Genomic DNA, 26,440 nt, shown 5'->3' on the forward strand with positions numbered 1-26,440 from the left:
CCCGAAGTCCGGCTTGCTGAGAGCCTTGCTTGCTCACAGCCTGGTCCTCACCCGGGGCACCCCACCACGGACGGAGGGTTGCCGGACAGCGAGCCGGGGCCTTGACGCTGTCACTCGTGACCTGCGGAGAATTCTGCCACAGACGCGCGAACGCGCAAGACGCCGTCCATCAAGCGGACGGCGTCCCGCACACCTGATACCGGCTCGGCTCAGACGTTGCTCGCGGCCACCCAGCGGTCGAGCGCCGCGGCGGCCTCGCCCGAGTCGATGGAGTGCGCGGCCTGTTCGAGGCGGGCCGCGATCTGCTCCTCCAGCGTGCCCTGCCCCGGGTTCAGCGCCACCAGCGCGGCGGCCGAGTTGAGCAGCACCGCGTCCCGTACCGGCCCGGTCTCCCCGGCGAGCAGCCGGCGGGCCACATCGGCGTTGTAGGCCGCGTCGGCGCCCCGCAGCGCCTCCACCGGCACCAGGCCGATGCCGACGTCGCGGGGGTCGAAGGCGCGCTGCTCGACCTTGCCGTCGCGGACCACCCACACCTGGGAGGTGGCGGTGGTGGTCAGCTCGTCCAGGCCGTCGTCGCCGCGGAACACCAGGGCGGAGGAGCCGCGTTCGGCGAGCACGCCGGCGAGGATCGGTGCCATCCGCGGGTCGGCGACCCCGGTGGCCTGGGCCCGTACCCGGGCCGGGTTGGTCAGCGGGCCGAGGAAGTTGAAGGTGGTGGCGACGCCCAACTCGGCCCGGGCGGTGGCCACATGACGCAGCGCCGGGTGGAACTTCACCGCGAAGCAGAAGGTGATGCCGGCCTCGGCGGCCACCTCGGCGACGCGCTCCGGAGTGAGCTGCAGATTGACGCCGAGCTTCTCCAGCACGTCGGAGGCGCCGCTGGCGGAGGAGGCGGCGCGGTTGCCGTGCTTGACGACCTTGGCGCCGGTGCCGGCCACCACGATCGCGGACATGGTGGAGATGTTGACCGTCTTGGCCCGGTCGCCGCCGGTGCCGACGATGTCCACGCTGGGGCCGGGGACCTCGATGGTGTTGGCGTGCTCGTACATCGCCCGCACCATGCCGATGACCTCGTCCACGGTCTCGCCCTTGGCCCGCAGGGCGATGGCGAACCCGGCGATCTGCACGTCGGTGGCTTCGCCGCGCATGATCCGGTCCATCGCCCAGGCGGTGTCCCCCGCGGTCAGATCCTCGCCGGCCAGCAGGGAGCTCAGCACGTCGGGCCAGGAGCGGGGGCCTCCGGCGGGGGTCTCAGTGCTCATGGTCACGCTCCTGGAAAAGGGTCACCCTCTGGCAGGGTGCAGCCTATCGGGGCGGCAGCCCCGTCCAACCGGTGACTCGGTGCCGCTGCGTCGTGGCCGGCCGCGCAGTTCCCCGCGCCCCTTCGGGGCACGTTCCCGCACCGCCCCCCGGAACGTAAGGGCCCCGTCCGAGGGTCGGACGGGGCCCTTACGGGTGGGGCGGGAACGCTAGTGGTGACCGTGCCCCGAGGTGATCTCCTCGTACTCCTCGGCCGTCGGCTTCGGAATCTGGCTGTGCTCCCCGTAGAACCCCTTGGAAAGCTTCGCCTGCGCCTTGGCGACCGGGCTGAGCTTGCGCTCCACCCCGTTCTCGTCGACCTCGGGTCCTGGGTCGATCGGCTTCGGCTGGACGTGGGCGGTGAGCACGTGCAACTGCTGCTGCGACAGCGGCTCGTGCACCTCGATGAACTCACCGTGCGGCAGCCGCTTGATGATGCCGGTCTCCCGCCCGTGCAGCACCTTGTCGCGGTCGCGCCGCTGCAGCCCCAGACAGATCCGCTTGGTGACCCAGAACGCCAGTACCGGCAGCACGAAGAAGCCGACCCGGACGAACCAGGTGATCGCGTTGATCGACAAGTGGAAGTGCGTGGCGAACAGGTCGTTGCCACCACCGATCAGCAGCACGAAGTAGACCGTCAGCCAGGCCACACCGAAGCCGGTCCGCACCGGGCGGTTCCGCGGCCGGTCCAGCAGATGGTGCTCCCGCTTGTCGCCGGTCACCCACGACTCGATGAACGGGTAGACCGCGATGGCCACCATCACCAGCGGGAAGATCATCAGCGGGATGAAGACGCCGAGGACCAGCGTGTGGCCCCAGCCTCTGATCTCCCAGCCGGGCATCACCCGGATCAGGCCCTCGGAGAAGCCCATGTACCAGTCGGGCTGTGCTCCGGTGGACACCTGGTCCGGCCGGTACGGGCCCATCGTCCAGATCGGGTTGATGGTGGCGACCGCCGCGATGGCGGCGATGACACCGAAGACCACGAAGAAGAAGCCGCCCGCCTTGGCCATGTAGATCGGCAGCAGCGGGGTGCCGACGACGTTCTTCTCGGTCTTGCCGGCACCCGGGAACTGGGTGTGCTTGTGGAAGAAGACCAGGATCAGGTGGGCGACCAGCAGGCCGGCCATCAGACCTGGCAGCAGCAGGATGTGCACCGAGTAGAACCGCGACACGAAGTCGTGGCCGGGGAACTCGCCGCCGAAGAGGAACATCGACAGATACGTGCCGACGATCGGCGTGGAGAGGACCGCGCCCTCCATGAACCGCACACCGGTGCCGGAGAGCAGGTCGTCGGGGAGCGAGTAGCCGGTGAAGCCGGTGAACATGCCCAGGAAGAGCAGCGACCAGCCGAAGAGCCAGTTGACCTCGCGCGGCCGGCGGAAGGCGCCGGTGAAGAAGACGCGCATCATGTGCACGATCATCGCCGCGATGAAGATCAGCGCGGCCCAGTGGTGGATCTGCCGGATCAGCAGACCGCCGCGGACCTCGAAGCTGATGTGCATCGTGGAGGCGTACGCGTCGGACATCCGCACACCCTGCAGCGGCGCGTACGGGCCGTGGTAGACGACCTCGCTCATGCTCGGGTGGAAGAACAGCGTCAGATAGACACCCGTGAGGATGAGGATCGTGAAGCTGTAGAGGCAGACCTCGCCCAGCATGAAGGACCAGTGGTCCGGGAAGATCTTGCGCAGGTTGGACTTGGCGAGCTTGTACAGCCCGAGCCGTCCGTCGGTCCACTCCGCGACGCGCTCACCGGGGTTGGTCGGCCGGCGCCGGGTGGGGGTTTCGGTGGTTGTACTCATCAGCGCTCCCAGAAAGCCGGGCCGACGGGCGCCTCGAAGTCGCCAAGCGCGATGAGGTTGCCCTCACCGTTGACGCTGATCCGAAGCTGCGGCAGCGGGTGTCCCGCGGGGCCGAAGAGCACCCGGGCACCGTCGGACAGGTCGAACGTCGACTGGTGGCACGGGCAGAGCACATGGTGCGTCTGCTGCTCGTACAGGCTGATCGGGCAGCCGACGTGGGTGCAGATCTTGGAGAACGCCACGATGCCCTCGTGGCCCCAGTTGGCCTCGCGCTTGTCCTTGATGTCCTCCGGCTTGAGCCGGACGATCATCAGGGCGGCCTTGGCGATCTGCTGCTGGAAGTCCTCGGCCGACTCCTCCAGGCCCTGCGGCTGGGCGAAGGTCAGCGAGCCGACCACCACGTCCTCGGGCCGCAGCGGCTCGTTGGTGTTGGAGTTGATCAGCACCTTGCCCTTGGCCCACAGCGTGTGCTGGAGCTTGTCCTCCGGCAGCGGGCCGAGGTCGCGCAGGATCACCAGGCCGGAGAGCGGCACCAGGGTCAGCGCGCCGAACATGGTGTTCCGGATCAGCTTGCGGCGGCCGAAGCCGCTCTCCTTGGCACCGGTGATCCACTGCTGGCGGACGTTCTCGCGCAGCTCGTCGTCGGCGTCCACCCGGTGGCGCTCGTCGGCGATCTCCTCGTCGGACATCAGCGTGCGGGCCCAGTGGATGGCGCCCGCGCCGATGCAGAAGAGCGCCACGCCCAGCGTCAGCCCGAGCGAGAAGTTCAGCGCGCTCACATGGCCGAACGGGAAGATGTAGACGATCTTGTCGACCGGGAAGATCACGAAGCAGGCGATGAACGCGATGGTGCCGAGCATCGACAGGGTGAAGAGGCCGGCCACCACTCGCTCGGAGTGCTTGGCCGCCTTGTCGTCGATGTCCTGGCGGCGGTGCTCGTGGGGCGGCAGCCCGGGATTGGCGAACGGGTCGGTCTTGACCGCTACGCCGCCCTCGGGGGCGCCGTGTTCGCTCGGCAGGTTCTCTGACACGTCGTTGTGAGATCCAGTCTCGCTCATGACTTCTTGGCCTTAGTGGTCCGGGCGGCGACCCACGTGGCGATGGCGATCAGCGTGCCGAGGCCGAAGACCCAGGCGAACAGGCCCTCGGAGACCGGGCCGATGCTGCCGAGGGTGAAGCCGCCCGGGTTGGGGCTGTTCGCGCTGTCGACCGCCTTGAGGTAGGCGATGATGTCGGCCTTGGAGTCCGACGGCATGGTGCTGTCGGGGAAGGACGGCATGTTCTGCGGGCCGGTCTGCATGGCCTCGTAGACGTGCTTGGGGTCGACACCCTTCAGGCTCGGCGCGAACTTGCCGTCGGTCAGCGCGCCGCCCTTGCCCACGAAGTTGTGGCACTGGGAGCAGTTGGTGCGGAACAGTTCACCGCCCTTGGCGGCGTCGGCGCCGCTCGGGCTGTACTGGTCCTTGGTCGGGATGACCGGGCCGGGACCGAACGAGGCGATGTACGCCGCCAGCTGGTCGATCTGGGCCTGGGTGTAGATGACCGGGTGCTTCTCGATCTGGGCACCGGGCTGCTGGGCCGGCATGCGGCCGGTGCCGACCTGGAAGTCCACGGCGGCGCTGCCGACACCGACCAGCGTCGGGCCGTCGGAACTGCCCTGCCCCGAGGTGCCGTGGCAGCTTGCGCAGCCCACGGAGTACAGCTTCTTGCCCTGCTCGATGGCCAGCGACTGCGCCGAGTCATCGGCGTGTGCCTGCGGTGCCGGCGCGAGCGCCGCGTACAGCCCCCCGGTGGCCGCGAGCGCGAAGAATAGGACGACAAGCGCCGCCAGCGGGTGGCGCCGTCGTGCGGAGAGCTTTTTCACGGATTACCCCGAGTGTCAGGATCTCTTGTCGATGCTTTGACTGTGTCTGGCTGGGCCCACCCGGTCTGTCCCGGAGCCCGGGACCGGCTACTTGATCAGGTAGATCGTGGCGAAGAGGCCGATCCAGACCACATCGACGAAGTGCCAGTAGTAGGACACGACGATGGCAGCGGTGGCCTGCTGGTGAGTGAACCGCTTGGCCGCGTAGGTGCGGCCGAGTACCAGCAGGAACGCGATCAGTCCGGCGGTCACGTGCAACCCGTGGAACCCGGTGGTCAGGTAGAACGCGGAGCCGTACGGGTCCGAGCTGAGCGAGATCCCGTCCTTCTTGACCAGGTTCGTGTACTCGAAGATCTGTCCGCCGACGAAGACCGCGCCCATGATGAAGGTCACGATGAACCACGAGCGGAGCTTCTTCACGTCGCCGCGCTCCGCGGCGAACACGCCCATCTGGCAGGTGAAGGACGAGAGCACCAGGATCGTGGTGTTCGTCGCCGAGAACGGCACGTTCAGCGCGTGCGCGTGTTCCTTCCAGAAGTCGGCACCCGTGACCGACCGAAGGGTGAAGTACATCGCGAAGAGGGCCGCGAAGAACATCAGCTCGGAGCTCAACCAGATGATGGTTCCGACGCTGGTGAGGTTCGGCCGGTTGACCGACGGGTGCGCGTGCCCGGTTTCTACTGCTGTTGCTGTCGCCACGTCCGACATTATGTCGGTCCCTTATCCGGCGCTCACTGCGGGGGTCCCCTTCGGTGTGTCAAGGCCCCGGCAGTGCGCGCGAGTCGGGATCCGGGCGCCACCCGAACGGGGTAACCCTTCTGGGAAAGGCGCTGGCGGGAGTAGCATCCCAGTCACTTGAGAATGCGTTCACGAGGAGGCACCAGGATGCAGGCGACCGCCACCGTGCTGGTCTACAGCGACGACGCGAACACCCGGGAGCAGGTCCGGCTCGCCGTCGGCCGCAAGCCGGCCTCGGACCTGCCCGCGGTGGAGTACGTGGAGTGCGCGACGCTCCCCGCGGTCCTCGAACAGCTGGAACGCGGCGGCATCGATGTGTGCGTGCTGGACGGCGAGGCCAATCCGGCCGGCGGCATGGGCGTGTGCCGGCAGATCAAGGACGAGATCTTCCGCTGCCCGCCGGTGCTGGTGCTGATCGGCCGCCCGCAGGACGCGTGGCTGGCCACCTGGAGCCGCGCGGATGCCGCGGTGACCCACCCGGTGGACCCGGTGAACCTCAGCGACACCCTCGCCACCCTCCTCCGCCGCCGGATCACCCCGGCCGGAGCGGCGGTCGCGAGCCGGTAGGACCCGGGCTCCCGTCGGCAGCGGGCCTGGGCGGCCGGCGGCGGAGGCGGGGATTCAGGCGGTCTCGGGGCGGAGGCGGGCGGGGTCGGAGGCGGGGGTCTTGACCGCGTCGGCCTGTGTGCCGCTGCTGCCCGCGCCGAGGGCGCTGCCCTTCTGCCACTGGGCCCAGTCGAGGTTCCAGTCACCGAAGCCGTTGTCGAACGGCGTCATGGTGGGGCCCTGGCTGTTGACGACCTGGACGATGTCGCCCTGGCGCACATGGTCGAAGAACCAGTGCGCGTTGTCCGTGCTCATACCGGTGCATCCGTGGCTGACGTTGGCCGATCCCTGCGAACCCTCGGACCACGGCGCGGCGTGCACGTACTCACCGCTCCAGGTCACCCGGGTGGCCCAGTAGACCGGCAGATCGTAGGACTCCGAGCTGCCGGCGGCTATGCCGATGCTCTGGCTGGTCATCCGGACGAACGACTCCTTGCCCAGCACCACCTTGATGCCGTTGCGGGTGTCGAAGCCCGGCTTTCCGGTGGTGACCGGCAGGGTCTTGATCACCTTGCCGTTGTCCTTGAACGTCATCTGGTCGGTGCCGGCGTCGGTGAGCGCCTCGATCCGGTCCCCGGTGTGCAGCGTCAGCGACTTGTCGGCGCCGCCGTACAGCCCGTCCTGGACCCGTACCCCGCTGAGGTTGCTGGTGACGTCGATCTTGGCGTCGGCCGGCCAGTAGGTGCGCGGGCGGTAGTGGAGGGTCTTGTCGTCGACCCAGTACCAGGAGCCGGGCGCGGCCTGCGGCGACGCGCTCACGTGCAGGTTGCCCTCGACCACGGCGCGGGCGGCGCGGTCCTTGACCGGCCGGCTGAGTTCCGCGGTGACCGGCTGTCCGACGCCGTACGTACCGGCGTCCGGGCCGAAGGTCACGTGGAGTCCGGCGTCGGCCGGGGTGGTGTCGAACTCCATGGTCTTGCGGCCGGGGTGGCCGTCGGAGTCCTCGGTGCTGACCCGCACCGTGTAGTGCGCTCCTGCCGCCAGTGCCGTCGTGGAGTGCCAGCGCAGTCCGTCGGCGCTGAGTTCACCGCGCAGGTAGCGTCCTGCGGCGTCGGTGGCCGTGACATCGGTGATCCGGCCGCCGTCGTCCTTGACGGATACTTCCAGTGGCTTGTTCGGGTCCGCTTTGCCGCCCTTGGCCGCGGTGAACGCGACCTTGGCGGGGGCGTCGTAGGGCGAGGCGGCCAGCGGGTTCCCGCCTCCACTGCACGCGGTGAGCCCCACCGCGAGGGGCGCTATGAGAAGCGCGCAGCTCAGCGCCGTACGGCGCCGGGGTTTGAGGCTCAAGCGAAAGTGGTTCATGCGATCACGCTATGAACGCCACTGGTGATGCGCGCGGGGAGCGCGTGCAAACGAGTGGGGCTTTGAGCGTGTCGCTTGCGCTGGACGCGCGGAAGGGCCCCGGCACCGTACGGTGTCGGGGCCCTCCGGCAGGAGTGAGCGCGGTCTACTGCGTGCGGTCCTCGCCCCGGTAGTACTCGAAGGTCCAGCCGAAGATGCCCATCAGCGCGAACGGCAGCGCGAAGAAGAACAGCCACCAGCCGAAGATGATGCCGAGGAAGCCGAGCGCCCCGCCGCCCGCCAGGAAGAGCGGCTGCCAGCTGTGCGGGCTGAAGAAGCCCACCTCACCGGCGTCGTCGGCGACGTCCGCGTCCTCGCGGTCCTGTGCTCCGTTGTCCGCCCGGCGGGCGGTGAAGGACAGGTAGAAGCCGATCATCGTGGTCAGCCCGAAGGACAGGAAGAGCGCCGTGGTACCGACGGTCTCCTTGGACCACAGGCCGTAGACGATGGCCGAGGCCAGCATGAAGACGGCCAGGCCGAGGAACATCTTGCCCTGGATCTTCACTTGCCCTCCTCCGAGCTCTCCGCGCCGGCGAGCGCCTTGTCCGGGGTGTGCGCCAGCAGCTCGGCCGCCGCGATCTCCGGGTGGTGCAGGTCGAACGCCGGGGATTCGGAGCGGATCCGCGGCAGGGTGAGGAAGTTGTGCCGCGGCGGCGGGCAGGAGGTCGCCCACTCCAGCGAACGGCCGTAACCCCACGGGTCGTCGACCTCGACCTTCTTGCCGTACTTCGCCGTCTTCCACACGTTGTAGAGGAACGGCAGGATCGACAGGCCGAGCAGGAACGAGCTGATCGTCGAGACGGTGTTCAGCGTGGTGAACCCGTCAGCGGCCAGATAGTCCGCGTACCGGCGGGGCATGCCCTCCGCGCCCAGCCAGTGCTGGACCAGGAAGGTGCCGTGGAAGCCGAAGAAGAGCGTCCAGAAGGTGATCTTGCCGAGCCGCTCGTCCAGCATCTTGCCGGTCATCTTCGGCCACCAGAAGTGGAAGCCGGCGAACATCGCGAAGACCACCGTGCCGAAGACCACGTAGTGGAAGTGCGCCACCACGAAGTACGAGTCGGAGACGTGGAAGTCCAGCGGTGGGGCGGCCAGGATGACACCGGTCAGACCACCGAAGGCGAAGGTGATCAGGAAGCCGATGGCCCAGAGCATCGGTGTCTCGAAACTCAGTGAGCCCTTCCACATCGTGCCGATCCAGTTGAAGAACTTCACCCCGGTGGGCACCGCGATGAGGAACGTCATGAAGGAGAAGAACGGCAGCAGCACTCCGCCGGTGACGTACATGTGGTGCGCCCACACGGTCACCGACAGACCGGCGATGGAAATGGTCGCCGCGACCAGACCGATGTAACCGAACATCGGCTTGCGGCTGAATACCGGAATGACCTCGGAGATGATGCCGAAGAACGGCAGCGCGATGATGTACACCTCTGGGTGTCCGAAGAACCAGAAGAGGTGCTGCCACAGCAACGCTCCGCCGTTGGCCGAGTCGAAGATGTGGGCGCCGAATTTTCGGTCGGCTTCGAGCGCGAGCAGCGCGGCGGCCAGCACCGGGAAGGCGAGCAGCACCAGGACGGCGGTCAGCAGCACGTTCCAGCAGAAGATCGGCATCCGGAACATCGTCATGCCGGGGGCGCGCATGCAGATGATCGTAGTGATGAAGTTGACCGCGCCGAGGATGGTGCCGAAGCCGGAAAGCGCCAGACCCATGATCCACATGTCGCTGCCGACGCCGGGCGAGTGCACGACGTTGGAGAGCGGGGAGTACGCGAACCAGCCGAAGTCGGCGGCGCCCTGCGGGGTGACGAAGCCGCCGACCGCGATCAGCGAGCCGAACAGGTAGAGCCAGTAGGCGAACATGTTCAGCCGCGGGAACGCCACGTCGGGCGCGCCGATCTGCAGCGGCATGATCCAGTTGGTGAAGCCGGCGAAGAGCGGAGTCGCGAACATCAGCAGCATCACGGTGCCGTGCATCGTGAAGGCCTGGTTGTACTGCTCGTTCGACAGGAACTGATTGCCCGGCCGGGCCAGTTCGGCGCGCATCAGCAGCGCCAGCACGCCGCCGATGAGGAAGAAGACGAACGACGTGATCAGGTACAGGCTGCCGATGGTCTTGTGGTCCGTGGTGGTCAGCCAGGTGATCACCACCGACCCGGGCTTCCTCGGCTTGACCGGGAGTTCGTCCGCGTAGGAGTCGTCCTCGACGGGGGCCGCCCCCGCGGGTTCGTTGAGAATGCTCATGTCGTCTTGGGCTCCGAGTTCTTCGCGTTGCCCGTGGTGGCGACGCCCGCCGGGATGTACCCGGTCTGGCCCTCCGCCGCCAGGTCCTTGAGGTGCTGCTGGTACTGCTCGGGCGTCACGACATGCACGTTGAAGAGCATCCGGGAGTGGTCGACACCGCAGAGCTCCGCGCACTTGCCGCGGAAGGTGCCGAGCTTGTCCGGCGTCACCTGGAAGACGTTGGTGTGGCCGGGGATGACGTCCATCTTCATCAGGAACGGGATCACCCAGAACGAGTGGATGACGTCCCGCGAGGTGAGCACGAAGCGCACTGTCTGGCCCTCGGGCAGCCAGAGCGTCGGGCCCGGGTCACCGGTGTCCGGGTCCTTGGTCGCCGGAGTGCCGACGTCGTAGACACCCTCGGCACCGGCCGGGAAGAGCAGCTTGTTCGTCGGGATCTGGGACAGGTTCGGCGGCACGTTCGCGCCGGTCGCCGGGTCGCCGTCCACGTTCTCGACGTAGTTGAAGCCCCAGCTCCACTGGAAGCCGACCACGTTGATGATGTGCTGCGGCTTCTTCGACGTGTCCAGCAGCTTCGACTCGTCGCGGGCGGTGAAGTAGAAGAGCACCGCGATCACGATGATCGGAACGATGGTGTAGAGCGCCTCGAGCGGCATGTTGTAGCGGGTCTGCGGAGGGACCTCGATCTTGGTCCGGCTGCGCCGGTGGAAGATCACACTCCACAGGATCAAGCCCCAGACGAGCGCGCCCGTCACCAGTGCGGCGGCCCAGGAGCCCTGCCACAGGGCGAGGATCCTGGGTGCCTGTTCCGTGGCCGGGCTGGGCATGCCGAGGCGGGGGTAGTCCTTGTAAGAGCAACCCGTGGCGGTCGCAAGGACCAGGCCCGCGGCCAGCGCCTGCGGCAGCCATCGCCGCATCGGGCGCCGCGACGAGCGGTCGGAGCCGTTGGGACTCACGTAGCGCCTTCCCGAGAGTCTCGGCCGCGCGCTGAAGAGTGTTCCGGCCGTCTGCTGGTCGGTCGGCCCGCGCGCGGGCAAATGAGGTGTGGATGTTTATGCGGACCAAACCCTACTGGACGCTATTTGGGGTCACGCGGGGAGGGGGTCCAACGCGCCGGGGCTCACCCCGAAGGGGTGGAATCCCGCGCTCCGCAGGTCATCTGACACCGCGCCGAGGGGTGTTCCGCTCCGTCCTGGTCCGGGTTGTAGCGTTTCGGCATGCCCTACTTCGACACGGCTTCGGCCGCTGAGCTGCATCCGGTGGCACGCCAGGCTCTGGTCGCGGCCCTGGACGAGGGGTGGGCGGACCCGGCGCGGCTCTACCGCGAGGGCCGGCGGGCCCGGCTGCTGCTGGACGCGGCCCGGGAGGCCGCCGCCGAGGCGGTGGGCTGCCGCCCCGACGAGTTGGTGTTCACTCCTTCGGGGACCCGGGCGCTGCACTCCGCGGTGGCCGGCGCCGCCGCCGGCCGCCGCCGTACCGGCCGCCATGTCGTGCTCTCCGCGGTGGAGCACTCCGCGGTGCTGCACGCCGCCGAGCCGTTCGACACAGCACAGGTGGGGGTGGACCGCACCGGCCGCGTCGATCCGGGTGCGTTCGCCGCCGCGCTGCGGGCCGACACCGCGCTGGCGTGCCTGCAGTCCGCCAACCACGAGGTGGGTACGGTGCAGCCGGTCGCCGAGGTGGCCGAGGCGTGCCGGGCGGCGGGGGTGCCGCTGCTGGTGGACGCGGCGCAGTCACTGGCCTGGGGTCCGGTGGACGGCGGCTGGTCACTGCTGGCGGGGAGCGCGCACAAGTGGGGCGGGCCGCCAGGGGTGGGACTGCTGGTGGTCCGCAAGGGGACCCGGTACGCGCCCCAGGAGCCCGCGGACGAGCGGGAGTCGGGACGGTCGCCGGGCTTTGAGAACCTGCCGGCCGTGGTGGCCGCGGCGGCTTCGCTGCGAGCGGTACGGGAGGGGGCGGAGGCGGAGGCGGCCCGGCTGTCCGCGCTGGTGGAGCGGATCAGGGCCCGGGTGCCGCAACTCGTCCCCGACGTCGAGGTGGTGGGGCACGAGCGGCTGCGGCTGCCGCACATGGTCACCTTCTCCTGCCTCTACGTGGACGGTGAGGCGCTGCTGACCGGGCTCGACCGGGCCGGCTTCTCGGTGTCGTCGGGTTCGTCGTGCACGTCGAGCACGCTCACCCCGAGCCATGTGCTCAAGGCGATGGGCGTGCTCTCGGAGGGCAATGTGCGGGTCTCACTGCCGGCCGGCACCACCGAGGAGGAGGTGGACCGTTTCCTGGCGGTGCTGCCGGGGGTGGTCGCGGAGGTACGCGGGCGGCTGGGCGCGCCGGCCGGGGAGCCGGGCCCCGCGGCGGCCGCGGACCGCGGCGAGGGCCCGGGCGAGGGTCTGCTGGTGGACTCGCTCGGCAAGCTCTGCCCGATCCCGGTGATCGACCTGGCCCGGGTGATCGGCGATGTGCCGGTCGGCGGCCTGGTCACCGTACTGTCCGACGACGAGGCCGCCCGGCTGGACATCCCGGCGTGGTGCGCGATGCGCGACCAGGAGTACGTGGGCGAGCGGCCGGCCGAACGCGGCACCGCCTATGTGGTGCGGCGCCGCGTCTGAAGCAGGGCGTCGTCCGGCGCTCAGGGTCAGCCGCGCAGGTGCAGGCGGACCTCGTCCGCGGCCTCGTCGCCGTACGCCTTGGTGAAGCGCTCCATGAAGTGGCCGCGGCGCAGCTCGTACTCCTGGGTGCCCAGCGTCTCGATGACGAGGGTGGCCAGCATGCAGCCGACCTGCGCGGCGCGCTCCAGGCCGACGCCCCAGGCCAGGCCGGACAGGAAGCCGGCCCGGAAGCCGTCGCCGACGCCGGTCGGGTCGACCTTGGCCTCTTCCTCGGCGCAGCCGACCTCGATGGCCGGCTCGCCCTTGCGCTCGATGCGCACGCCCTGCGCGCCCAGCGTGGTGACGCGGGTCTCCACCCGGTCCAGGATCTCCTCGGCGGACCAGCCGGTCTTGCTCTCGATCAGGCCCTTCTCGTACTCGTTGTTGAACAGGTACGCGGCGCCGTCGACCAGTATCCGGATGTCCTCGCCGTCCATCCGGGCGATCTGCTGGGAGAAGTCGGCGGCGAAGGGGATGCCCCGGGAGCGGCACTCCTCGGTGTGCCGGAGCATCGCCTCCGGGTCGTCGGCGCCGATGGAGACCAGGTCGAGGCCGCCGACCCGCTCGGCGACCGCCTGCAGCTCGATCTGCCGGGCTTCGCTCATGGCGCCGGTGTAGAAGGAGCCGATCTGGTTGTGGTCGCTGTCGGTGGTGCAGATGAAGCGGGCGGTGTGCAGCACCTCGGAGATGCGCACCGAGGAGGTGTCCACGCCGTGCCGGTCCAGCCAGGCCCGGTACTCGCCGAAGTCGTTGCCGGCCGCGCCGACCAGGATCGGCCGGGTGCCGAGCTGCCCCATGCCGAAGCAGATGTTGGCGCCGACCCCGCCGCGCCGCACGTCGAGCGCGTCGACGAGGAAGGAGAGCGACACCGTGTGCAGCTGATCGGCGACCAGCTGGTCGGAGAACCGGCCGGGGAAGGTCATCAAATGGTCGGTGGCGATGGATCCGGTGACGGCGATGCGCACGGCGGGAGCTCCTGTAGGCGGGGAATCGTACGACACGGCGAAACTACCTGATAGTAGGGCTTTCTCCTGCCGTACCACATGCCTAGGGTCGAGGTATGAGCATCGACCCGCCAGTCGTCCTGCCCTCCTCCTCGCTCGCCGAACCCGACTCGCTGGAGCAGTTGATCGGTGACTGCCGGCACATGGCACAGCACTGGAAAACCCCGGCCGCGAAGACCGGGGAAAAGATCGGCCCGGCCGGTTTGCACGGCATCACTGTGCCACCCTCCTCGGTCCATGTGGTGGACGGGATGGCGGAATTCGGCGATTGACTTCCGGCTCCCGCCGCTCCACCGCCGCCGGGGAACCGGATCGGGGTGCGTCGCGTCACATCGGCACCTGACGGTATTCGGAGCCGAAGGAGTACGCGGTGAGCACCGTACGCGACGACAACAACCAGGGGCCGGAGCCGGCCCCCCGCAGGTCGGACCGCAGGACGCGGCTGACGGTGGGGGTGGTGGCCGCGGCCGTACTGCTCGCGGGTGTCGGCGGGGCCTGCTGGGCGGCGGCGGCCGGCGGGGGTGATGACGCGGCCGGCGCGAAGCCCGCCCCGCTGCGGATCGACGGCCTGGACGTACCCGGCAAGGGCTCCCCGGGCAGCGGCTCGACGTCGGACGGCAACGCCGTCTACCAGCTGACCGGCACCCTGCCGGACGGTCCGAAGTCCGCGGCTGTGTACGCGGCGGCCGGCGGGCCGACCAAGGCCCAGGTCCAGCGGCTGGCCGGGGTGCTCGGACTGTCCGGTCAGGTGAGCACGGACGGTACGTCGTGGCAGGTCGGCCGGATCGGCAGCGGGCCCGCACTGCTGGTGGGCCGGGCGGCGCCGGGGACCTGGACGTACACCCGGTCCGGGCCTGCCGCGGTGCCGGGCCGGACCGACGGCGCCGGTTCGAGCACGGCGACGCTGCTTCCCAGCCCCGGCGTGTCCGCGGGCACGAGCGGTGGCGGTGCCTCGGACGGCGCCACGGACGGTGCGACGGCGCCAGTGTCCGTACAGCGGGCCGAGGCGGCCGCCGCTCCGGTGTTCAGCGCGCTGGACCTGTCCGGGGCGCGGATCGACGCGGCGCAGACGGTAGGGGCCGAGCGGCTGGTCACCGCGGAACCGGTGGTGGGCGGCCTGCCGACCCACGGCTGGAGCACCACGCTGACCATCGGGCCCGACGGGAAGCCGGCGATGGCGAGTGGTTCGCTCTCCGCGCTCACCAAGGGCGCCACTTATCCGGTGGGGTCCGCGCAGACCGCCCTCAAGCAGCTGAACGCCACATCGGTCGCGCATCCGGACCATGGTGTCGCGTCCTGTCCGGTGCCGGCGCCGTCGGCCACGCCGACCGTGCCGGGCCAGGACAAGACGCTGCCGCGCTCGCTGCCGTGCGTGCCGGGGAACGGACACCCGGTGCAGGTGCGCGGCGCGGCCTTCGGGCTGTCGCTGCAGTTCGTCTCCGGGGTGCGCACGCTCGTCCCCTCGTGGCTCTTCGCGACGGCGCCGGCCGGGGTGACCACCACCTCGGTGGTGGCGGAGCCGGCCGTGGACCCGTCCTACCTGCGGGACGGCGAGCCCGGCAGCGTGCCGCCGAGCGGGCCGGCCGTCCCGGTCGACCCGGGCGGTCCGATGAAGCCGGGCGGCCCGGGGAAGACCGGGGTGCCGGCCCAGCCGCCGAACCCGCCGGCGCCGGGCGCGTCGCAGAAGGTGAAGCTGACCGGGGTGCAGGCGACCGGCAGCACCCTGGCGGTCACCTTCTACGGCGGGCTGTGCAGTACGTACAGCGCGAGCGCCCAGGAGTCGGCGACGCAGGTGCGGGTGACGGTGACGGCCGTGCCGAAGGGCAAGCAGCAGATGTGTCCGATGATCGCCCGCAGCTTCACCCTGAAGGTGGAGCTGCGGCAGCCGCTGGGCGACCGGACCGTCGTGGACGCCTCGGACGGGCAACTGGTCAAGGGACAGTGACCGGTTGCCATACGAAAGCGGCGGCACCTGGTGGGGGTGCCGCCGCTTTCTTACGCCCTCAGGTCCGTGCGGTGGGTGACCGCCGGGTGCCTGGCCCCAGTTGGGACCTCAGTGGAAGGAGTCGCCGCAGGCGCAGGAGCCCGTGGCGTTCGGGTTGTCGATCGTGAAGCCCTGCTTCTCGATCGTGTCCACGAAGTCGATCGAGGCACCGCCCAGGTAGGGAGCGCTCATCCGGTCGGTGACGACCTTCACGCCGCCGAAGTCCTTGGTGACGTCGCCGTCGAGCGCGCGCTCGTCGAAGAAGAGCTGGTAGCGCAGGCCGGAGCAGCCGCCGGGCTGGACCGCGACCCGCAGCGCCAGATCCTCGCGGCCTTCCTGCTCCAGCAGGCTCTTCACCTTGGCAGCGGCGGCGTCGGACAGGAGGATGCCCGTGCTCGTGGTGGTCTCGTCCTGAACCGTCATGTGCTTCTCTCCCGGGTTGTACGGACAGCTGGCTACCGATGGGCAACCGGTGCCCTTTCGGTTTCATTCCCCGTGTTTCGGGTGTCCGCTCCGACTTATTCCCCTCCATGCTCGCACACACCCCTGCGGGGCGGCCCGGCCTCGTCCCGTGCCCCTGGGGCGTGGCCGGGCGGTGCGCGGCCGGCGGTCGCGGTGCGGGCCGTCCGGCGGGTCCGGCGTGGGCGTCCGGCCGTCCCGGTGCGGGCCGTCCGGCGGGTCCGGTGCGGCCGTCCGGCCGTCCCGGCGAATGCGTCACATTGACGCGACCCCCATCGTCAATCTGACGCAAACGGGTTATGATAGATAGCGTCAAGTAGACGAAAAGGTCTACGTCGCAAAGAAAGGGCTACGAGCCCGTGACCACCACAGAAACGCTGGACGTAACGCCCACGCCGCTCGCGCTGCTCCTGCTCGGCCGCGAGTCCGACCCCCGCAGCGAGCGCGGGGTGGACTGCCCCGGGGACCTGCCCGCGCCGTCGGACCCGGACCTGGTGGAGCGCGCCCGGGCGGCCAAGGCCCGCCTCGGCAGCAAGGTCTTCATCCTCGGTCACCACTACCAGCGCGACGAGGTGATCGAGTTCGCCGACGTGACCGGGGACTCCTTCAAGCTCGCCCGGGACGCGGCGGACCGGCCGGAAGCGGAGTACATCGTCTTCTGCGGTGTGCACTTCATGGCCGAGTCCGCGGACATCCTCACCTCGGAGCGGCAGCAGGTGATCCTCCCCGACCTGGCGGCCGGCTGCTCGATGGCCGACATGGCCAGCGCCGAGCAGGTCGCCGAGTGCTGGGACGTGCTCACCGACGCCGGGGTGGCCGATGTCACGGTTCCGGTCTCGTACATGAACTCCTCGGCGGACATCAAGGCGTTCACCGGGCGGCACGGCGGCACGATCTGCACCTCCTCCAACGCCGAGCGCGCGCTGGAGTGGGCGTTCGGCAAGGGCGAGAAGGTGCTCTTCCTGCCGGACCAGCACCTCGGGCGGAACACCGCGGTGCGCGATCTGGGCATCCCGCTGGAGGAGTGCGTCGTCTACAACCCGCACAAGCCGAACGGCGGCCTCACCGCCGAGCAGCTGCGCGACGCGAAGATGATCCTGTGGCGCGGCCACTGCTCGGTGCACGGCCGCTTCTCGCTGGACTCGGTGGAGGACGTCAGGGCCCGTATCCCCGGGGTCAATGTGCTGGTGCACCCCGAGTGCAAGCACGAGGTCGTCTCGGCGGCGGACTACGTCGGCTCGACGGAGTACATCATCAAGAAGCTGGACGAGGCGCCGGCCGGTTCCGCGTGGGCGATCGGCACCGAGCTGAACCTGGTCCGGCGGCTGGCGAAGGCGCACCCCGACAAGCAGATCGTCTTCCTGGACAAGACGGTGTGCTTCTGCTCGACCATGAACCGGATCGACCTGCCGCACCTGGTGTGGACGCTGGAGTCGCTGGCGGACGGGAAGCTGGTCAACCGGATCCAGGTGGACGCGGAGACGGAGCACTTCGCGAAGCTGGCGCTGGAGCAGATGCTGGCGCTGCCGTAGCGGGTGGGCGGGGGGCCGCGTGGGCGGGTGGGCACGTGATCCGGCTGGGTGCGTCAACGGGTGGGCGCGTGAACCGGGTGCGGGCGTGGGCACATGTCGCGGCCGTAAAAGGTCGGCCGCCGTGGCTCCCGTGGTCGTAAGGCGCTGGCCCGGACGCGGGGCCCGGGGCAATGATGGGCGGGTGATTCTTCGACCCGTCCGTGACGACGAAGAGGACGCCGAGGTCGTCCGGGAGATCGAGGCGGCGGCTTTCGGCGCTTCGCGGGCGCTGCCGCCGGTGCTGCACGGGGTCGGCGCCCGTTTCGAGGCCGGGCCCGGAGCGGTGTGGGGCGCGCCAGGCCCCGGGGACTGGCCGGCCGAGCGGATCGCCCGCCACCACGGCCGTACCCGGCACCTGGCCCGTACCGACCCCGGCGGCTGCTGGCTGATCGAGGACCAGGCGGCCGGGCCGGTGGGGGCGGTGCTGTCGTCGCGGCGCGAGGGCACCTGGGCGCTGTCGCTGCTCGCGGTGGCGCCCGGCGCGCAGGGCAAGGGCGTCGGGAAGGCGCTGCTCGCCCGGGCGCTGGTGCACGGGCGGGCCTGTCTGCGCGGGGTGATCTGCGTACCGGACGATCCGGTGGCGGCGCGGACGTTCCGGCGGGCCGGGTTCCATCTGCACCCCTCGATGCGGCTCACCGGGCTCGCCGACGCCGGCCGGCTGGACCCGCCGGACGGCCCGGTGCACGCGGGCACCGAGCGGCACCGTGACCTGATGGACTCCGTCGACCGCCGCACCCGGGGCGGGGCGCACCGCGCCGACCACGAGGAACTCCTGCGGCAGCATCAGCTCTTCGTCGTCGACGACCTGGCCGGCAGCGGCTACTGCTACGCGCGCGGCGGCCGGATCGTCACCCTCGCGGCCACGTCGCGCCGCCTGGCCACCCGCCTCCTCACCGCGGCCCTCCTGGCCGCACCCCCGGACGAACCGGTCCGCGTCACCCACGTCACCGCCGAGGCCCAATGGGCGGTCGACGTCGCGGTCACCGCGGGCCTGTCCATCCACCCCGCCGGCTTCATAGCCCTCCGCGGCATGCGCCCCCCAGAACTCTCCCTGCTCTCCACGTCCTTGCCATAGCGCGCCGCCGGAGAGGGTCCGCCTCCCCTACCGTCACTCGTACTTGGCCCTTCCACGAGGAGGACTGGCGGGCATGACCCTCGCTGTCGGGATCTTCGACCTCTTCACGTACGGGATCCCGGGGGCGTATTGCGGCGCATCCTCCAAGGCGACAACCTGCCCGGGGCGGTGAAGATGTCCTCGGCGCGGTCCACGATCAGTGCACGGCTGAACCACAGGTCACGGGTGGCGTCGTCCACCGGCGCGGCCATCCGCTCCCGGACGGCGTCCGTGACCTCGACATCGCGGAGTTGCAGCAGGAGCAGGATGTTTCTCACCCGGCCTTCCCGGCGCCCTTCCTCGCGGAGCTTCTCGGCGGTCTCGGAGCGGAAGAACCAGGTGGGGATGGGCATGAGGTCCCTTCGGGTCTGAGCGGCCGGGGCGTCCCCGGACCGGGTTCGGTGAAAGCACGCGCGGGGCCGGCCGCACGTGCCGTGGGAGTGGGGCCTGGTCTGCGTTCCATACCGGCCAGGAGGGCGCGGTACGGCTCGTGCGGCCTCGGCGATCACCGTGGCGAGGTCGTTCCCGTGCACCAGCGCCGTGCCGTACGCGACGCGGACGACGTCGGCCGGTTCGTACGCGGGATGGTCCGCACGGACCAGGAAGCGGGCGGGGAAGCGGGCGGGGCGCTCATGCGCCGAATGTACCGACCCCCACTGACACCCTTCGGGCCGTGCCGGGACCCTTCCGAGGCCCGGCACCGTGCTGCGACCTCGCCGGACGCCGGCTCCTCCACCCCGCACCTCCGACCCCTACTTGCCCAGTCCACTGGTTCATTAGTAAGATGGTGAACCAGTTGAGCAACGGAGGCATAATGTCACTCCTCGATGACGGCGGGCCGATCTTCGCCCAGATCGCCGCCGAGCTGGCGAACCAGATCGCCGACGGAACAGTCGGTGAGGGAGAACGCGTCGCGTCCAGCAACGAACTCGCCGCCTTCTACCGGGTCAACCCGGCCACGGCCGCGCGCAGTCTCACCGTGCTCTCGGACGAGGGCCTGGTGGAGAAGCGGCGCGGCGTCGGCATGTTCGTCGCCAAGGGGGCGCGGGAGCGGCTGGTGGATGCCCGGCGGCAGCGCTTCGCCGACCGTTACGTACGGCCGCTGGTGGTCGAGGCGGCACGGCTCGGCATCGGGGCGGACGAACTGCTCGGGCTGGTTCGCGACGAACTGGCCTCGGTCGAGGTGACGACGGGAGGAGCGGCATGACGCCGGCCGTCGCGGTCACCGGGGTCGGGCGCCACTACCGCGGCCACCAGGCACTGACCGATGTCACCTTCGAGATCGGCACGCCGTGCATCACCGGACTGGTGGGCCGCAACGGCGCCGGGAAGACCACGCTGCTGCGCATCCTGGCCGGTCAGGAGTTCGCCACCGCCGGACGGGTGCACGTATTCGGGGCCGGGCCGCTGGAGAACGACGCGGTGCTGCGCCGGATGATCCTCGTACGGGAGGACCAGACCTACCCCGACCTGCGGGTGCGGCACGCGATCACGGCCGCGTCGCTGCTCTACCCGAACTGGGACGCCGAGCTGGCCGGCACACTGCTGGACGCGTACGAGCTGCCGCCGGCCCGGCCGATCAAGAAGCTGTCGCGCGGCATGCGGACCGCGCTCGGCATCATCGTCGGACTGGCCGCCCGGGCCGAACTCACCCTGTTCGACGAGCCGTACGCGGGCCTGGACGCGGTCGCCCGCACGCTCTTCTACGACCAGCTGCTGGCCGACTACACCGCCCACCCGCGGTGCATCGTGCTCTCGACCCACCTCATCGACGAGGCCGCCGAACTCCTCGACCGGGTCCTGGTCATCGATCACGGCCGGCTGGTCCTCGACGCGCTCACCGACGACCTGCGCGGCACCGCCACCACCGTCACCGGGCCGGTGAGCGGCGTGGAGCGGTTCGTGGCCGGCCGTACGACGCTGAGCCGGCGCACGATGGGTACGCAGACCAGGGCGGTGATGGTCGGCCGGCTCGACGAGCGCGACCGCGAACTCGCCGGGCATCTGCATCTGCGCCTGGAGGGGGTCACCCTCCAGCAGCTCGCGGTCCACGCGGCCGAGCAGGCCGAGCGCAACGAGCACGCCGAGCACAACGGGCACGCCGACCCGTCCGGACTCACCTCAGCGAGGGCATCCTGATGCGCCCCACCCCGATCGTGACCGTGGCCCGTTACCTGCTCCTCGACCGCGTCACGTATCTCGTCCTGCCCTGGGTCTGGGCGGCCTTCGGCTTCCTCCTCGACGTGGTGATCCTGCGCCTCACCCCGGCCGGCCACACCGAGGACCGCTGGGTCGGCGGACTGGCCGCGGTCTTCCTCGTGATGTTCGTGGTGGGCGTGCAGTCCGTCGCGCGCGCCCTGCCGTTCGCCCTCACGCTCGGGGTCAGCCGGCGCACGTACTTCCGCGGTGCGATCTCGCTGGCCCTCGCCCTGGCCGTGTCCTTCGGGCTCGTCGTCGCGGTCGGCCAGACCATCGAGCGCGCGACCGGCGGATGGGGCATGCACATGGCCTACTTCCGCGTCCCGTACCTTCTCGACGGCGCGTGGTACCTGTCGTGGCTCACCGCGACGACCACGCTCATCCTCTTGTTCGTCTACGGGATGTGGTACGGCCTGGTCTACCGCCGTGCGGGGGTGCCCGGCACCATGGTCTTCGGCGCCGCCCAACTCGGCGTGCTGGCCCTGGCCGCGGTCATCGCCACGTGGGTGCACGGCTGGACGCACATCGGCCACTTCTTCACGGCCCTCACCGCCACGGGCGTCACCGGCGTCCTCGCCGCCGCGGTCGCCGTCCTGCTCGCCGGCGCCTTCGCCACCATCCGCCGCCTGACCGTCTGACCCACCGCCGCACCCGGCACCCCCGGGTGCGGCCCCACCGGCGCTGCCGGTCGCCCGGTCGGCCGCACGACCTCCGCGGGCGACAGGCTCGGAACGCGTACGCCTTGCCGACGAGCGTGGACGCTAGTCGGCCGGGTCGGCGAAGATGTCCTCGGCCCGGTCCACGGTCAGCGCCCGCCGGAACCACAAGTCGAGCGTCGCCTCGTCCGACGCCTCAGCGACCCGCTCCCGGACGGTATCCGTGACCTCCACACCACGAAGCCCCAGCAGCATCACGATGTCCTTCACTCGCCCCTCAACGCGACCTTCGACGCGGCCCTCGTCGCGGACCTTCTCCGCGGTCTCGGAGCGGAAGAAGTGCGTGGGGATGGCCATGAGATCCCTCCAGATCTGAGCTGCCGGGGTGGTCCCCAGGCCGAGTTCGGTGAGTTCCTTGAAGAGGTCGGCGGTTTCGGCGTCGGTGGTCCTCAGAGCGTGGGACAGCGCTTTGAGAATGATATCCGCCTGGCGGTTCTTACTGTGGGTGATCGCAGCGAACGCGGCCAGCGGGATGTCTTCGGCCGCGGCCGCCGGGTCGGTGATGACGGGGACCTTGCCGGGTCCGAGGACGAGCGGACGGACGGTGAGGGTCTGCCAGCCGGCTATGCCGATGTGGAAGGGCCTGTCGGCCCACTGGGACGTTGCCTCGTCCTGGCAGACGACCAGAAGGAGCGGCGGCATGCGGTACTTCGCGTAGAGGTAGGACATGTAATACGCCCAACTGCTGTGCTTCTCCGTGTCCTTCTTCCCCTGGGCCTCCACGGCCAGCAGATAGCTCCTGCCGTCGGCCGTGTCGAACTGGAGCAGCGTGTCCAGCCGCCGTTCCAGCGGCTTGATCTCGGTGAGATCGGTGGGCGGGAAGGAGACCGCGACCGCGTCGGGGAAAGGGATCCCGAGCCGTTCGAAGGTCCGGGTGAAGATGCCGGGGTCTTCCTGGAAGATCCGGTGCATCGCCTCATGTGATGAGCTGACCATGAGCACAGAACGTAGTGCCCCCATTGCGTGCAGAAACGATATACCTACGGCATATTCATTCCATCGGACCCACTTTCGGGCGTGCCCTTGTGGCTCCCTCACGGCTCTGATATGGCTCCCTTTTTGCTCGGATCGGTGATCGACTGCGGGCGGAGGGCCGTAGCGGCGGTCGACACGGCTCGGTGCCTGCGTAAGGTGCGGGGTATGGAGACGCGGAGCTTTCTGGTGCTGCACGGTGTCGAGAACCACCGGCCGGCCGGGCACTGGCAGTACGAGTTGGTGCAGCGGTTGCGGGAGGACGGGGAACAGGTCCTCTACCCGCAACTCCCCGATGCCGACGGGCCGTCGCTCACCGCGTGGGTCGGGGCGATCGAGGCGGAGCTGGAGAAGATGCGCGGCGAGCGGGTCGTGATCTGCCACAGCCTGGCGTGCGCGGCATGGTTCCACCTCGCCGCGGCCAACCGCGAGGCCCCGGCCGCCGACCGTCTGCTGCTGGTGAGCCCGCCCGGGCCCTCCACCTTCACGTGGGACGTCATCGCGGGGTTCGCCCCCGCATCCCTTGAACTCGCCGGGCTCCGACTCGCCGCACAGCCACCCCGGTTGGCGTACTCCGACAACGACCCCTACTGCTCGGAGGACGCCGCCACCATCTACGGCGAGCCTCTGCGCTGCGACATCGACCTCCTCAGCGGAGCGGGTCACATAACCCCGGCCGACGGCTACGGCCCCTGGCCTTCCGCCCGGAACTGGTGCCTCGACCCCACCACCCGCCTCACGGTGAACGGGTAACCGGCCGCCGGCCCGGCGTGGTCGTCAGCTCTGAATACGCCCCGGCCCCGCCTGCCGGGGTGGGCGGGCGGGGCCGGGAGGCGTTGTGGCGCTCAGGCCATGGGCAGTTCGCCGTCGCGTACGGCTGCCGTGAAGGCGGACCAGGCGGCACCGGAGAAGACCAGGGCGGGACCCTGAGGGTCCTTCGCATCACGGACCGCCATGGCCCCGCCCGCAAGGCGGGCACCCTCGACGCATTCGCCCTGGGCGTTGCTGTAGCTCGACTTGAACCAGGCGGCGGAGCGCAGGATGTCGGCCTTGGTGGTCATCGGTATCAATGCTCCTTGATCGCTTCCTTGATCATGCTCAGGGACTCCTTCGGTCCCGGAGCAAGGGCTTGCAGGTCGGAGATCGCCTCCGCGTAACGCTCCACGTCGCTGTCGCTGCGCTTGACCCAGGCGTCGACCAGCCCCTCCAGATAAACCATCGGCTTCAGCCCGAGCTTGTCGGGGAACTGGATGACGACGAACGACCCGTCCATTCCCGAATGAACGCCTACACGGAACGGCACGACCTGCACACGCACATTGGGCAGCGACTCCACCACGTCGACAATGTGGGTGAGCTGGTCACGCATGACCGGTGGTTCCCCCACGGGGCGACGCAGCACAGCCTCGTTGATGATCGCCGTGAACTTCAGCGGGGAATCGGGGCGGCTGAGAACTTCCTGCCGCTTGGTGCGGATGGCGGCGATCCGGCCGGCGTCCTCGTCCGAGGGCTTCTGAGGGCCCCATTGATTGATCGCACGGACGTACGCCTCGGTCTGGAGCAGTCCGGGAACGAACTCGGCCTGGTAGTTCTGAAGTCCGACCGCCGTCGCCTCCAGGTCGAGAAACGCCTTGAGGCCGGGAGGGATGACCGGGCGATACTCCGGCGACAGCCACCAGTCACGCTTCGTTTTGGTGACGGCCGCGTAGCCTCGCAAACGAGCCGTGGTCTCGGCGTCCGCTTCGTAGATGGAGCACAGAGCAACCGCGTCGGCCGGTTCGACGGTTGAGTTTTCTCCCGTCTCCAGCCGGGTGAGCTTGGAGGGGCTCCAGATCAGCTTCTTGACCACCCGAGCGCCCGTGATGCCGGCGTTCAGGCGGAGTTGGCGTAACTCGCTGCCGAGTTGGAGACGGCACAAGGCAGGCGTTGCCGCTTCCACGTCCGTGATCATCTGTTTCTCCTCCGCGCAGGGTCCAGTGTGTCGGGGTGTGTTCCGCTCCTGCAAGGAACTTTCTGCGCCACAGCGGGAGACAACTGAAAGACGGGTGCACCCGCTGCCCGGACGTGAAAGCAGCCGCAGAAGATTAGTGGCCAGAATTCGGCTACCGGGTATCACCGTAGCTCTCTTCCTGCCACGCTTGCAGACAAGTTGCTCACATTGCGAGCCACCCGCTCCCACCACCGGTGGTGAAGCAGCGCGCCGCGCGTGCCCTGCCGCGCCGCCTTCACATCCCCCGCGAGAAGCGAAAGAGCCGAACGATGACGGACTGCCCTACTCCCCTGACCTCCCTCCCACGCCCGGAGTGTGACGCTCGCGCCGAGCTGCCCGCGGCACTCGTACCGCTCGTCGCGAAGCTCGCCCCGGCGGAGTTCCGTCAACAAGACCGCCTGCAGCGGGAGTTGCGCTGCGTGGTGGAGTGCGACCACGCCGGGCCGCACCACGGGCTGGTCATGGACCTCGACGGTGTGGACACCGGGTCCGTGTGGGCGCGGTGGCGGACCGGTACCGCGCCGGCCGCTGTCGTCGTGCTCGCGGACTGCGACGCCGCGTCGGTGGACGGGATGGAGGCGTGCGGGGAATTCGCGGGTCATCCAGGCGCACACAGTTGGCAGTTGGAGAACCCGTGGACCGCCACGCCCGCCTGACGCACCGCGTACCGCGTACCGCGAACCGAGACCAACGAGGAGGTCGGGCCGATGCGTCAGCCCGCCGTAGAACACGAGCGCGACACCGTGACGACGGACGACGTCCTCGCGGATACCGAGGCCGTACTGGTGCGGGACTCCAACGCCCCGCGCCAGGCACGGCGTTACGTGCTCGCGGTGCTGTACCGGCTGGGTACGGCGCAGGAGGTCGCGGAGGCGGCCGAGGTCGTCACGAGCGAACTCGTCACGAACAGCGTCACGTACGGGCAGGCCAGGATGGTGCGGGTCGGGGTGACCGTTCGCCCGGCGAGCGTCACGATCACCGTGTCGGACGGCGCCCCGTACCGGCCGCTGCCGCCGGCCGCCGAGGCGGGGCCCGACGACGAGAACGGCCGCGGGCTGTTCCTCGTCGAGGCGCTGGCGGACCGGTGGGGGCATCGCTGCGCCGGGGTTGAGCCGTCGGACGGTACCGCCGTGTGGGCTGAACTGCGCTGGTGGGCCGGGGGTCAGCGGGGGTGGGGGCGGACCAGGCCCGATTCGTAGGCGGCTACGACGAGTTGGGCTCGGTCGCGGGCGGCGAGTTTCGCCATCGTGTGGTTGATGTGGGTCTTGACGGTGAGCGGGCTGACGCCGAGGCGGGCCGCGATCGCGTCGTTGGAGAGGCCGCCGGCCACCTCGATCAGGACCTCGCGTTCGCGGCCGGTGAGGGAGTCGAGTCCGGGGACCGGGCGGGGCGGCTCGGCGAGCTCCTTCTGCTGCTGGGCCACGAACCGGGCGATCAGGCTCTTGGTGGCGGACGGCGAGAGCAGGGCGTCCCCGGCGGCCACCGTACGGATGGCGCCCAGCAGTTCACCGGGTTCCGCGCCCTTGCCGAGGAAACCGGCGGCCCCCGCGGTGATCGCCCGCACCACGTACTCGTCGGCGTCGAACGTGGTCAGCACCAGGACGGCGGTCCGCGCCAGCGCCGGATCGGCGGTGATCTCCCGGGTGGCGGCGATGCCGTCGGTGCCGGGCATCCGGATGTCCATCAGCACCACGTCCGGCCGCTCGGCCCTGGCAAGCGCCACCGCCTCGGCCCCGTCGGCCGCCTCGCCGACCACCTCCAGGTCCGCCTCCGACTCGACCAGCACCCGCAACGCCCCCCGCATCAGCGCCTGGTCGTCGGCGAGCAGCACTCTCAGCGATCGGACGTCGGGGTTCCCGGGAGGCCGCGCGGTCATGGGCACCAGCGTAGGT

At 69.9% G+C, this 26,440-nt stretch carries 28 protein-coding genes and 1 riboswitch; of the genes, 12 read left to right on the plus strand and 16 right to left on the minus strand.

The features are described 5' to 3' along the window. Nucleotides 1–4: 4 nt before the first annotated feature. Nucleotides 5–122, minus strand: a riboswitch (SAM riboswitch). An 87-nt stretch (nucleotides 123–209) separates the two neighbouring features. From trpD to ctaE, 5 genes are all read right to left on the minus strand, one after another. Further along, complete coding sequence (gene trpD, locus OG552_RS08740; protein ID WP_329130948.1) at nucleotides 210–1,262, minus strand: anthranilate phosphoribosyltransferase; 1,053 nt, start codon at nucleotides 1,260–1,262, stop codon at nucleotides 210–212. 207 nt (nucleotides 1,263–1,469) lie between these two features. Next, nucleotides 1,470–3,104: a cytochrome bc1 complex cytochrome b subunit gene (gene qcrB / locus OG552_RS08745; protein ID WP_329130950.1), complete on the minus strand. Its 1,635-nt coding sequence runs from the start codon at nucleotides 3,102–3,104 to the stop codon at nucleotides 1,470–1,472. Beyond that, on the minus strand, nucleotides 3,104–4,162 hold the full coding sequence (gene qcrA, locus OG552_RS08750) for a cytochrome bc1 complex Rieske iron-sulfur subunit (RefSeq protein ID WP_329130952.1): 1,059 nt from the start codon (nucleotides 4,160–4,162) through the stop codon (nucleotides 3,104–3,106). The genes qcrB and qcrA overlap by 1 nt, the downstream gene beginning before the upstream one ends. Next, nucleotides 4,159–4,968 carry a cytochrome bc1 complex diheme cytochrome c subunit gene (gene qcrC / locus OG552_RS08755; protein WP_329130954.1) on the minus strand — a complete coding sequence of 270 codons (810 nt, stop codon included), beginning with the start codon at nucleotides 4,966–4,968 and terminating at the stop codon, nucleotides 4,159–4,161. Before qcrC ends, qcrA begins: the two co-directional genes overlap by 4 nt. A gap of 87 nt (nucleotides 4,969–5,055) precedes the next feature. Continuing rightward, a complete protein-coding gene (gene ctaE, locus OG552_RS08760; RefSeq protein WP_329130956.1) occupies nucleotides 5,056–5,676 on the minus strand; it encodes an aa3-type cytochrome oxidase subunit III in 621 nt (206 codons plus the stop codon). Nucleotides 5,677–5,853: 177 nt separating this feature from the next. On the opposite strand from ctaE, the gene OG552_RS08765 reads away from it, so the two are divergent. Continuing rightward, the gene (locus OG552_RS08765) at nucleotides 5,854–6,273 is read left to right on the plus strand and encodes a hypothetical protein (RefSeq protein WP_329130958.1); all 420 of its coding nucleotides are present in this window, start codon (nucleotides 5,854–5,856) and stop codon (nucleotides 6,271–6,273) included. A gap of 54 nt (nucleotides 6,274–6,327) precedes the next feature. On the opposite strand, the gene OG552_RS08770 is transcribed toward OG552_RS08765, so the two are convergent. From OG552_RS08770 to ctaC, 4 genes are all read right to left on the minus strand, one after another. After that, a complete protein-coding gene (locus OG552_RS08770) occupies nucleotides 6,328–7,614 on the minus strand; it encodes a L,D-transpeptidase (protein WP_329130960.1) in 1,287 nt (428 codons plus the stop codon). Between the two features lie 145 nt (nucleotides 7,615–7,759). Continuing rightward, a complete protein-coding gene (locus tag OG552_RS08775; protein ID WP_329130962.1) occupies nucleotides 7,760–8,158 on the minus strand; it encodes a cytochrome c oxidase subunit 4 in 399 nt (132 codons plus the stop codon). After that, entirely contained in the window at nucleotides 8,155–9,894 is a 1,740-nt protein-coding gene (gene ctaD, locus OG552_RS08780; RefSeq protein WP_329130964.1) for an aa3-type cytochrome oxidase subunit I, read from the minus strand. Before ctaD ends, OG552_RS08775 begins: the two co-directional genes overlap by 4 nt. Further along, entirely contained in the window at nucleotides 9,891–10,850 is a 960-nt protein-coding gene (gene ctaC / locus OG552_RS08785) for an aa3-type cytochrome oxidase subunit II (protein WP_329130966.1), read from the minus strand. Before ctaC ends, ctaD begins: the two co-directional genes overlap by 4 nt. Before the next feature lie 261 nt (nucleotides 10,851–11,111). Here ctaC and OG552_RS08790 point away from each other — a divergent pair, with 261 nt between their 5' ends. Then, complete coding sequence (locus tag OG552_RS08790; RefSeq protein ID WP_329130968.1) at nucleotides 11,112–12,500, plus strand: cysteine desulfurase/sulfurtransferase TusA family protein; 1,389 nt, start codon at nucleotides 11,112–11,114, stop codon at nucleotides 12,498–12,500. A gap of 26 nt (nucleotides 12,501–12,526) precedes the next feature. Here the strand turns inward: OG552_RS08790 and OG552_RS08795 are convergent, their stop codons facing one another. After that, on the minus strand, nucleotides 12,527–13,504 hold the full coding sequence (locus OG552_RS08795; protein WP_329130970.1) for a carbohydrate kinase family protein: 978 nt from the start codon (nucleotides 13,502–13,504) through the stop codon (nucleotides 12,527–12,529). 95 nt (nucleotides 13,505–13,599) lie between these two features. On the opposite strand from OG552_RS08795, the gene OG552_RS08800 reads away from it, so the two are divergent. Next, nucleotides 13,600–13,815: a hypothetical protein gene (locus OG552_RS08800; protein WP_329130972.1), complete on the plus strand. Its 216-nt coding sequence runs from the start codon at nucleotides 13,600–13,602 to the stop codon at nucleotides 13,813–13,815. A 98-nt stretch (nucleotides 13,816–13,913) separates the two neighbouring features. Beyond that, a complete protein-coding gene (locus OG552_RS08805) occupies nucleotides 13,914–15,488 on the plus strand; it encodes a hypothetical protein (protein WP_329130974.1) in 1,575 nt (524 codons plus the stop codon). A 108-nt stretch (nucleotides 15,489–15,596) separates the two neighbouring features. On the opposite strand, the gene OG552_RS08810 is transcribed toward OG552_RS08805, so the two are convergent. Further along, entirely contained in the window at nucleotides 15,597–15,950 is a 354-nt protein-coding gene (locus OG552_RS08810; RefSeq protein WP_329130975.1) for a HesB/IscA family protein, read from the minus strand. Nucleotides 15,951–16,345: 395 nt separating this feature from the next. Between OG552_RS08810 and nadA the strand changes: the two genes are divergently transcribed. Next, nucleotides 16,346–17,518 carry a quinolinate synthase NadA gene (gene nadA / locus OG552_RS08815; RefSeq protein WP_329130977.1) on the plus strand — a complete coding sequence of 391 codons (1,173 nt, stop codon included), beginning with the start codon at nucleotides 16,346–16,348 and terminating at the stop codon, nucleotides 17,516–17,518. 181 nt (nucleotides 17,519–17,699) lie between these two features. Further along, nucleotides 17,700–18,632: a GNAT family N-acetyltransferase gene (locus OG552_RS08820; protein ID WP_329130978.1), complete on the plus strand. Its 933-nt coding sequence runs from the start codon at nucleotides 17,700–17,702 to the stop codon at nucleotides 18,630–18,632. A 104-nt stretch (nucleotides 18,633–18,736) separates the two neighbouring features. Here the strand turns inward: OG552_RS08820 and OG552_RS08825 are convergent, their stop codons facing one another. After that, a complete protein-coding gene (locus OG552_RS08825) occupies nucleotides 18,737–19,024 on the minus strand; it encodes a hypothetical protein (protein ID WP_329130980.1) in 288 nt (95 codons plus the stop codon). A gap of 461 nt (nucleotides 19,025–19,485) precedes the next feature. On the opposite strand from OG552_RS08825, the gene OG552_RS08830 reads away from it, so the two are divergent. Genes OG552_RS08830 through OG552_RS08840 form a run of 3 tightly spaced genes read left to right on the plus strand, consistent with a single transcriptional unit; the run spans nucleotide 19,486 to nucleotide 21,508 of the window. After that, nucleotides 19,486–19,878, plus strand: a complete 393-nt coding sequence (locus OG552_RS08830) for a GntR family transcriptional regulator (RefSeq protein ID WP_329130982.1) — start codon at nucleotides 19,486–19,488, stop codon at nucleotides 19,876–19,878. Next, nucleotides 19,875–20,810 carry an ABC transporter ATP-binding protein gene (locus OG552_RS08835; protein WP_329130984.1) on the plus strand — a complete coding sequence of 312 codons (936 nt, stop codon included), beginning with the start codon at nucleotides 19,875–19,877 and terminating at the stop codon, nucleotides 20,808–20,810. The genes OG552_RS08830 and OG552_RS08835 overlap by 4 nt, the downstream gene beginning before the upstream one ends. Next, nucleotides 20,810–21,508 carry a hypothetical protein gene (locus OG552_RS08840; RefSeq protein ID WP_329130986.1) on the plus strand — a complete coding sequence of 233 codons (699 nt, stop codon included), beginning with the start codon at nucleotides 20,810–20,812 and terminating at the stop codon, nucleotides 21,506–21,508. Before OG552_RS08835 ends, OG552_RS08840 begins: the two co-directional genes overlap by 1 nt. A gap of 123 nt (nucleotides 21,509–21,631) precedes the next feature. Here OG552_RS08840 and OG552_RS08845 read toward each other — a convergent pair whose 3' ends face one another. Then, nucleotides 21,632–22,522: a hypothetical protein gene (locus OG552_RS08845; RefSeq protein ID WP_329130988.1), complete on the minus strand. Its 891-nt coding sequence runs from the start codon at nucleotides 22,520–22,522 to the stop codon at nucleotides 21,632–21,634. A 204-nt stretch (nucleotides 22,523–22,726) separates the two neighbouring features. Here OG552_RS08845 and OG552_RS08850 point away from each other — a divergent pair, with 204 nt between their 5' ends. Continuing rightward, entirely contained in the window at nucleotides 22,727–23,311 is a 585-nt protein-coding gene (locus tag OG552_RS08850) for an RBBP9/YdeN family alpha/beta hydrolase (RefSeq protein ID WP_329130989.1), read from the plus strand. A 92-nt stretch (nucleotides 23,312–23,403) separates the two neighbouring features. Here the strand turns inward: OG552_RS08850 and OG552_RS08855 are convergent, their stop codons facing one another. Beyond that, a complete protein-coding gene (locus OG552_RS08855; protein WP_329130991.1) occupies nucleotides 23,404–23,619 on the minus strand; it encodes a DUF397 domain-containing protein in 216 nt (71 codons plus the stop codon). 5 nt (nucleotides 23,620–23,624) lie between these two features. Beyond that, nucleotides 23,625–24,509, minus strand: coding sequence for a helix-turn-helix domain-containing protein (locus tag OG552_RS08860; protein WP_329130993.1), 885 nt, complete (start codon nucleotides 24,507–24,509; stop codon nucleotides 23,625–23,627). A gap of 308 nt (nucleotides 24,510–24,817) precedes the next feature. Between OG552_RS08860 and OG552_RS08865 the strand changes: the two genes are divergently transcribed. Both OG552_RS08865 and OG552_RS08870 read left to right on the plus strand, forming a co-directional pair. Beyond that, the gene (locus tag OG552_RS08865; protein ID WP_329130995.1) at nucleotides 24,818–25,204 is read left to right on the plus strand and encodes a hypothetical protein; all 387 of its coding nucleotides are present in this window, start codon (nucleotides 24,818–24,820) and stop codon (nucleotides 25,202–25,204) included. Between the two features lie 51 nt (nucleotides 25,205–25,255). Beyond that, a complete protein-coding gene (locus tag OG552_RS08870; RefSeq protein WP_329130997.1) occupies nucleotides 25,256–25,747 on the plus strand; it encodes an ATP-binding protein in 492 nt (163 codons plus the stop codon). Here OG552_RS08870 and OG552_RS08875 read toward each other — a convergent pair. After that, nucleotides 25,711–26,424 (minus strand): response regulator transcription factor, encoded by a 714-nt coding sequence (locus OG552_RS08875; RefSeq protein ID WP_329130998.1) that lies wholly within the window; start codon nucleotides 26,422–26,424, stop codon nucleotides 25,711–25,713. The two genes, OG552_RS08870 and OG552_RS08875, sit on opposite strands and share 37 nt — an antisense overlap. Nucleotides 26,425–26,440: the final 16 nt, after the last annotated feature.

Origin of the sequence: Streptomyces sp. NBC_01476 (genome assembly GCF_036227265.1) — a bacterium.
Classification (GTDB): domain Bacteria; phylum Actinomycetota; class Actinomycetes; order Streptomycetales; family Streptomycetaceae; genus Actinacidiphila.

Bases quoted from the DNA above. Each gene is read 5' to 3' on its own strand.
- trpD (WP_329130948.1), bottom strand. From the start codon at position 1,262: ATGAGCACTGAGACCCCCGCCGGAGGCCCCCGCTCCTGGCCCGACGTG.
- qcrB (WP_329130950.1), bottom strand. From the start codon at position 3,104: ATGAGTACAACCACCGAAACCCCCACCCGGCGCCGGCCGACCAACCCC.
- qcrA (WP_329130952.1), bottom strand. From the start codon at position 4,162: ATGAGCGAGACTGGATCTCACAACGACGTGTCAGAGAACCTGCCGAGC.
- ctaE (WP_329130956.1), bottom strand. From the start codon at position 5,676: ATGTCGGACGTGGCGACAGCAACAGCAGTAGAAACCGGGCACGCGCAC.
- OG552_RS08765 (WP_329130958.1), top strand. From the start codon at position 5,854: ATGCAGGCGACCGCCACCGTGCTGGTCTACAGCGACGACGCGAACACC.
- OG552_RS08770 (WP_329130960.1), bottom strand. From the start codon at position 7,614: ATGAACCACTTTCGCTTGAGCCTCAAACCCCGGCGCCGTACGGCGCTG.
- ctaD (WP_329130964.1), bottom strand. From the start codon at position 9,894: ATGAGCATTCTCAACGAACCCGCGGGGGCGGCCCCCGTCGAGGACGAC.
- OG552_RS08790 (WP_329130968.1), top strand. From the start codon at position 11,112: ATGCCCTACTTCGACACGGCTTCGGCCGCTGAGCTGCATCCGGTGGCA.
- OG552_RS08800 (WP_329130972.1), top strand. From the start codon at position 13,600: ATGAGCATCGACCCGCCAGTCGTCCTGCCCTCCTCCTCGCTCGCCGAA.
- OG552_RS08810 (WP_329130975.1), bottom strand. From the start codon at position 15,950: ATGACGGTTCAGGACGAGACCACCACGAGCACGGGCATCCTCCTGTCC.
- OG552_RS08825 (WP_329130980.1), bottom strand. From the start codon at position 19,024: ATGCCCATCCCCACCTGGTTCTTCCGCTCCGAGACCGCCGAGAAGCTC.
- OG552_RS08830 (WP_329130982.1), top strand. From the start codon at position 19,486: ATGTCACTCCTCGATGACGGCGGGCCGATCTTCGCCCAGATCGCCGCC.
- OG552_RS08835 (WP_329130984.1), top strand. From the start codon at position 19,875: ATGACGCCGGCCGTCGCGGTCACCGGGGTCGGGCGCCACTACCGCGGC.
- OG552_RS08840 (WP_329130986.1), top strand. From the start codon at position 20,810: ATGCGCCCCACCCCGATCGTGACCGTGGCCCGTTACCTGCTCCTCGAC.
- OG552_RS08845 (WP_329130988.1), bottom strand. From the start codon at position 22,522: ATGGTCAGCTCATCACATGAGGCGATGCACCGGATCTTCCAGGAAGAC.
- OG552_RS08850 (WP_329130989.1), top strand. From the start codon at position 22,727: ATGGAGACGCGGAGCTTTCTGGTGCTGCACGGTGTCGAGAACCACCGG.
- OG552_RS08855 (WP_329130991.1), bottom strand. From the start codon at position 23,619: ATGACCACCAAGGCCGACATCCTGCGCTCCGCCGCCTGGTTCAAGTCG.
- OG552_RS08860 (WP_329130993.1), bottom strand. From the start codon at position 24,509: ATGATCACGGACGTGGAAGCGGCAACGCCTGCCTTGTGCCGTCTCCAA.
- OG552_RS08865 (WP_329130995.1), top strand. From the start codon at position 24,818: ATGACGGACTGCCCTACTCCCCTGACCTCCCTCCCACGCCCGGAGTGT.
- OG552_RS08870 (WP_329130997.1), top strand. From the start codon at position 25,256: ATGCGTCAGCCCGCCGTAGAACACGAGCGCGACACCGTGACGACGGAC.
- OG552_RS08875 (WP_329130998.1), bottom strand. From the start codon at position 26,424: ATGACCGCGCGGCCTCCCGGGAACCCCGACGTCCGATCGCTGAGAGTG.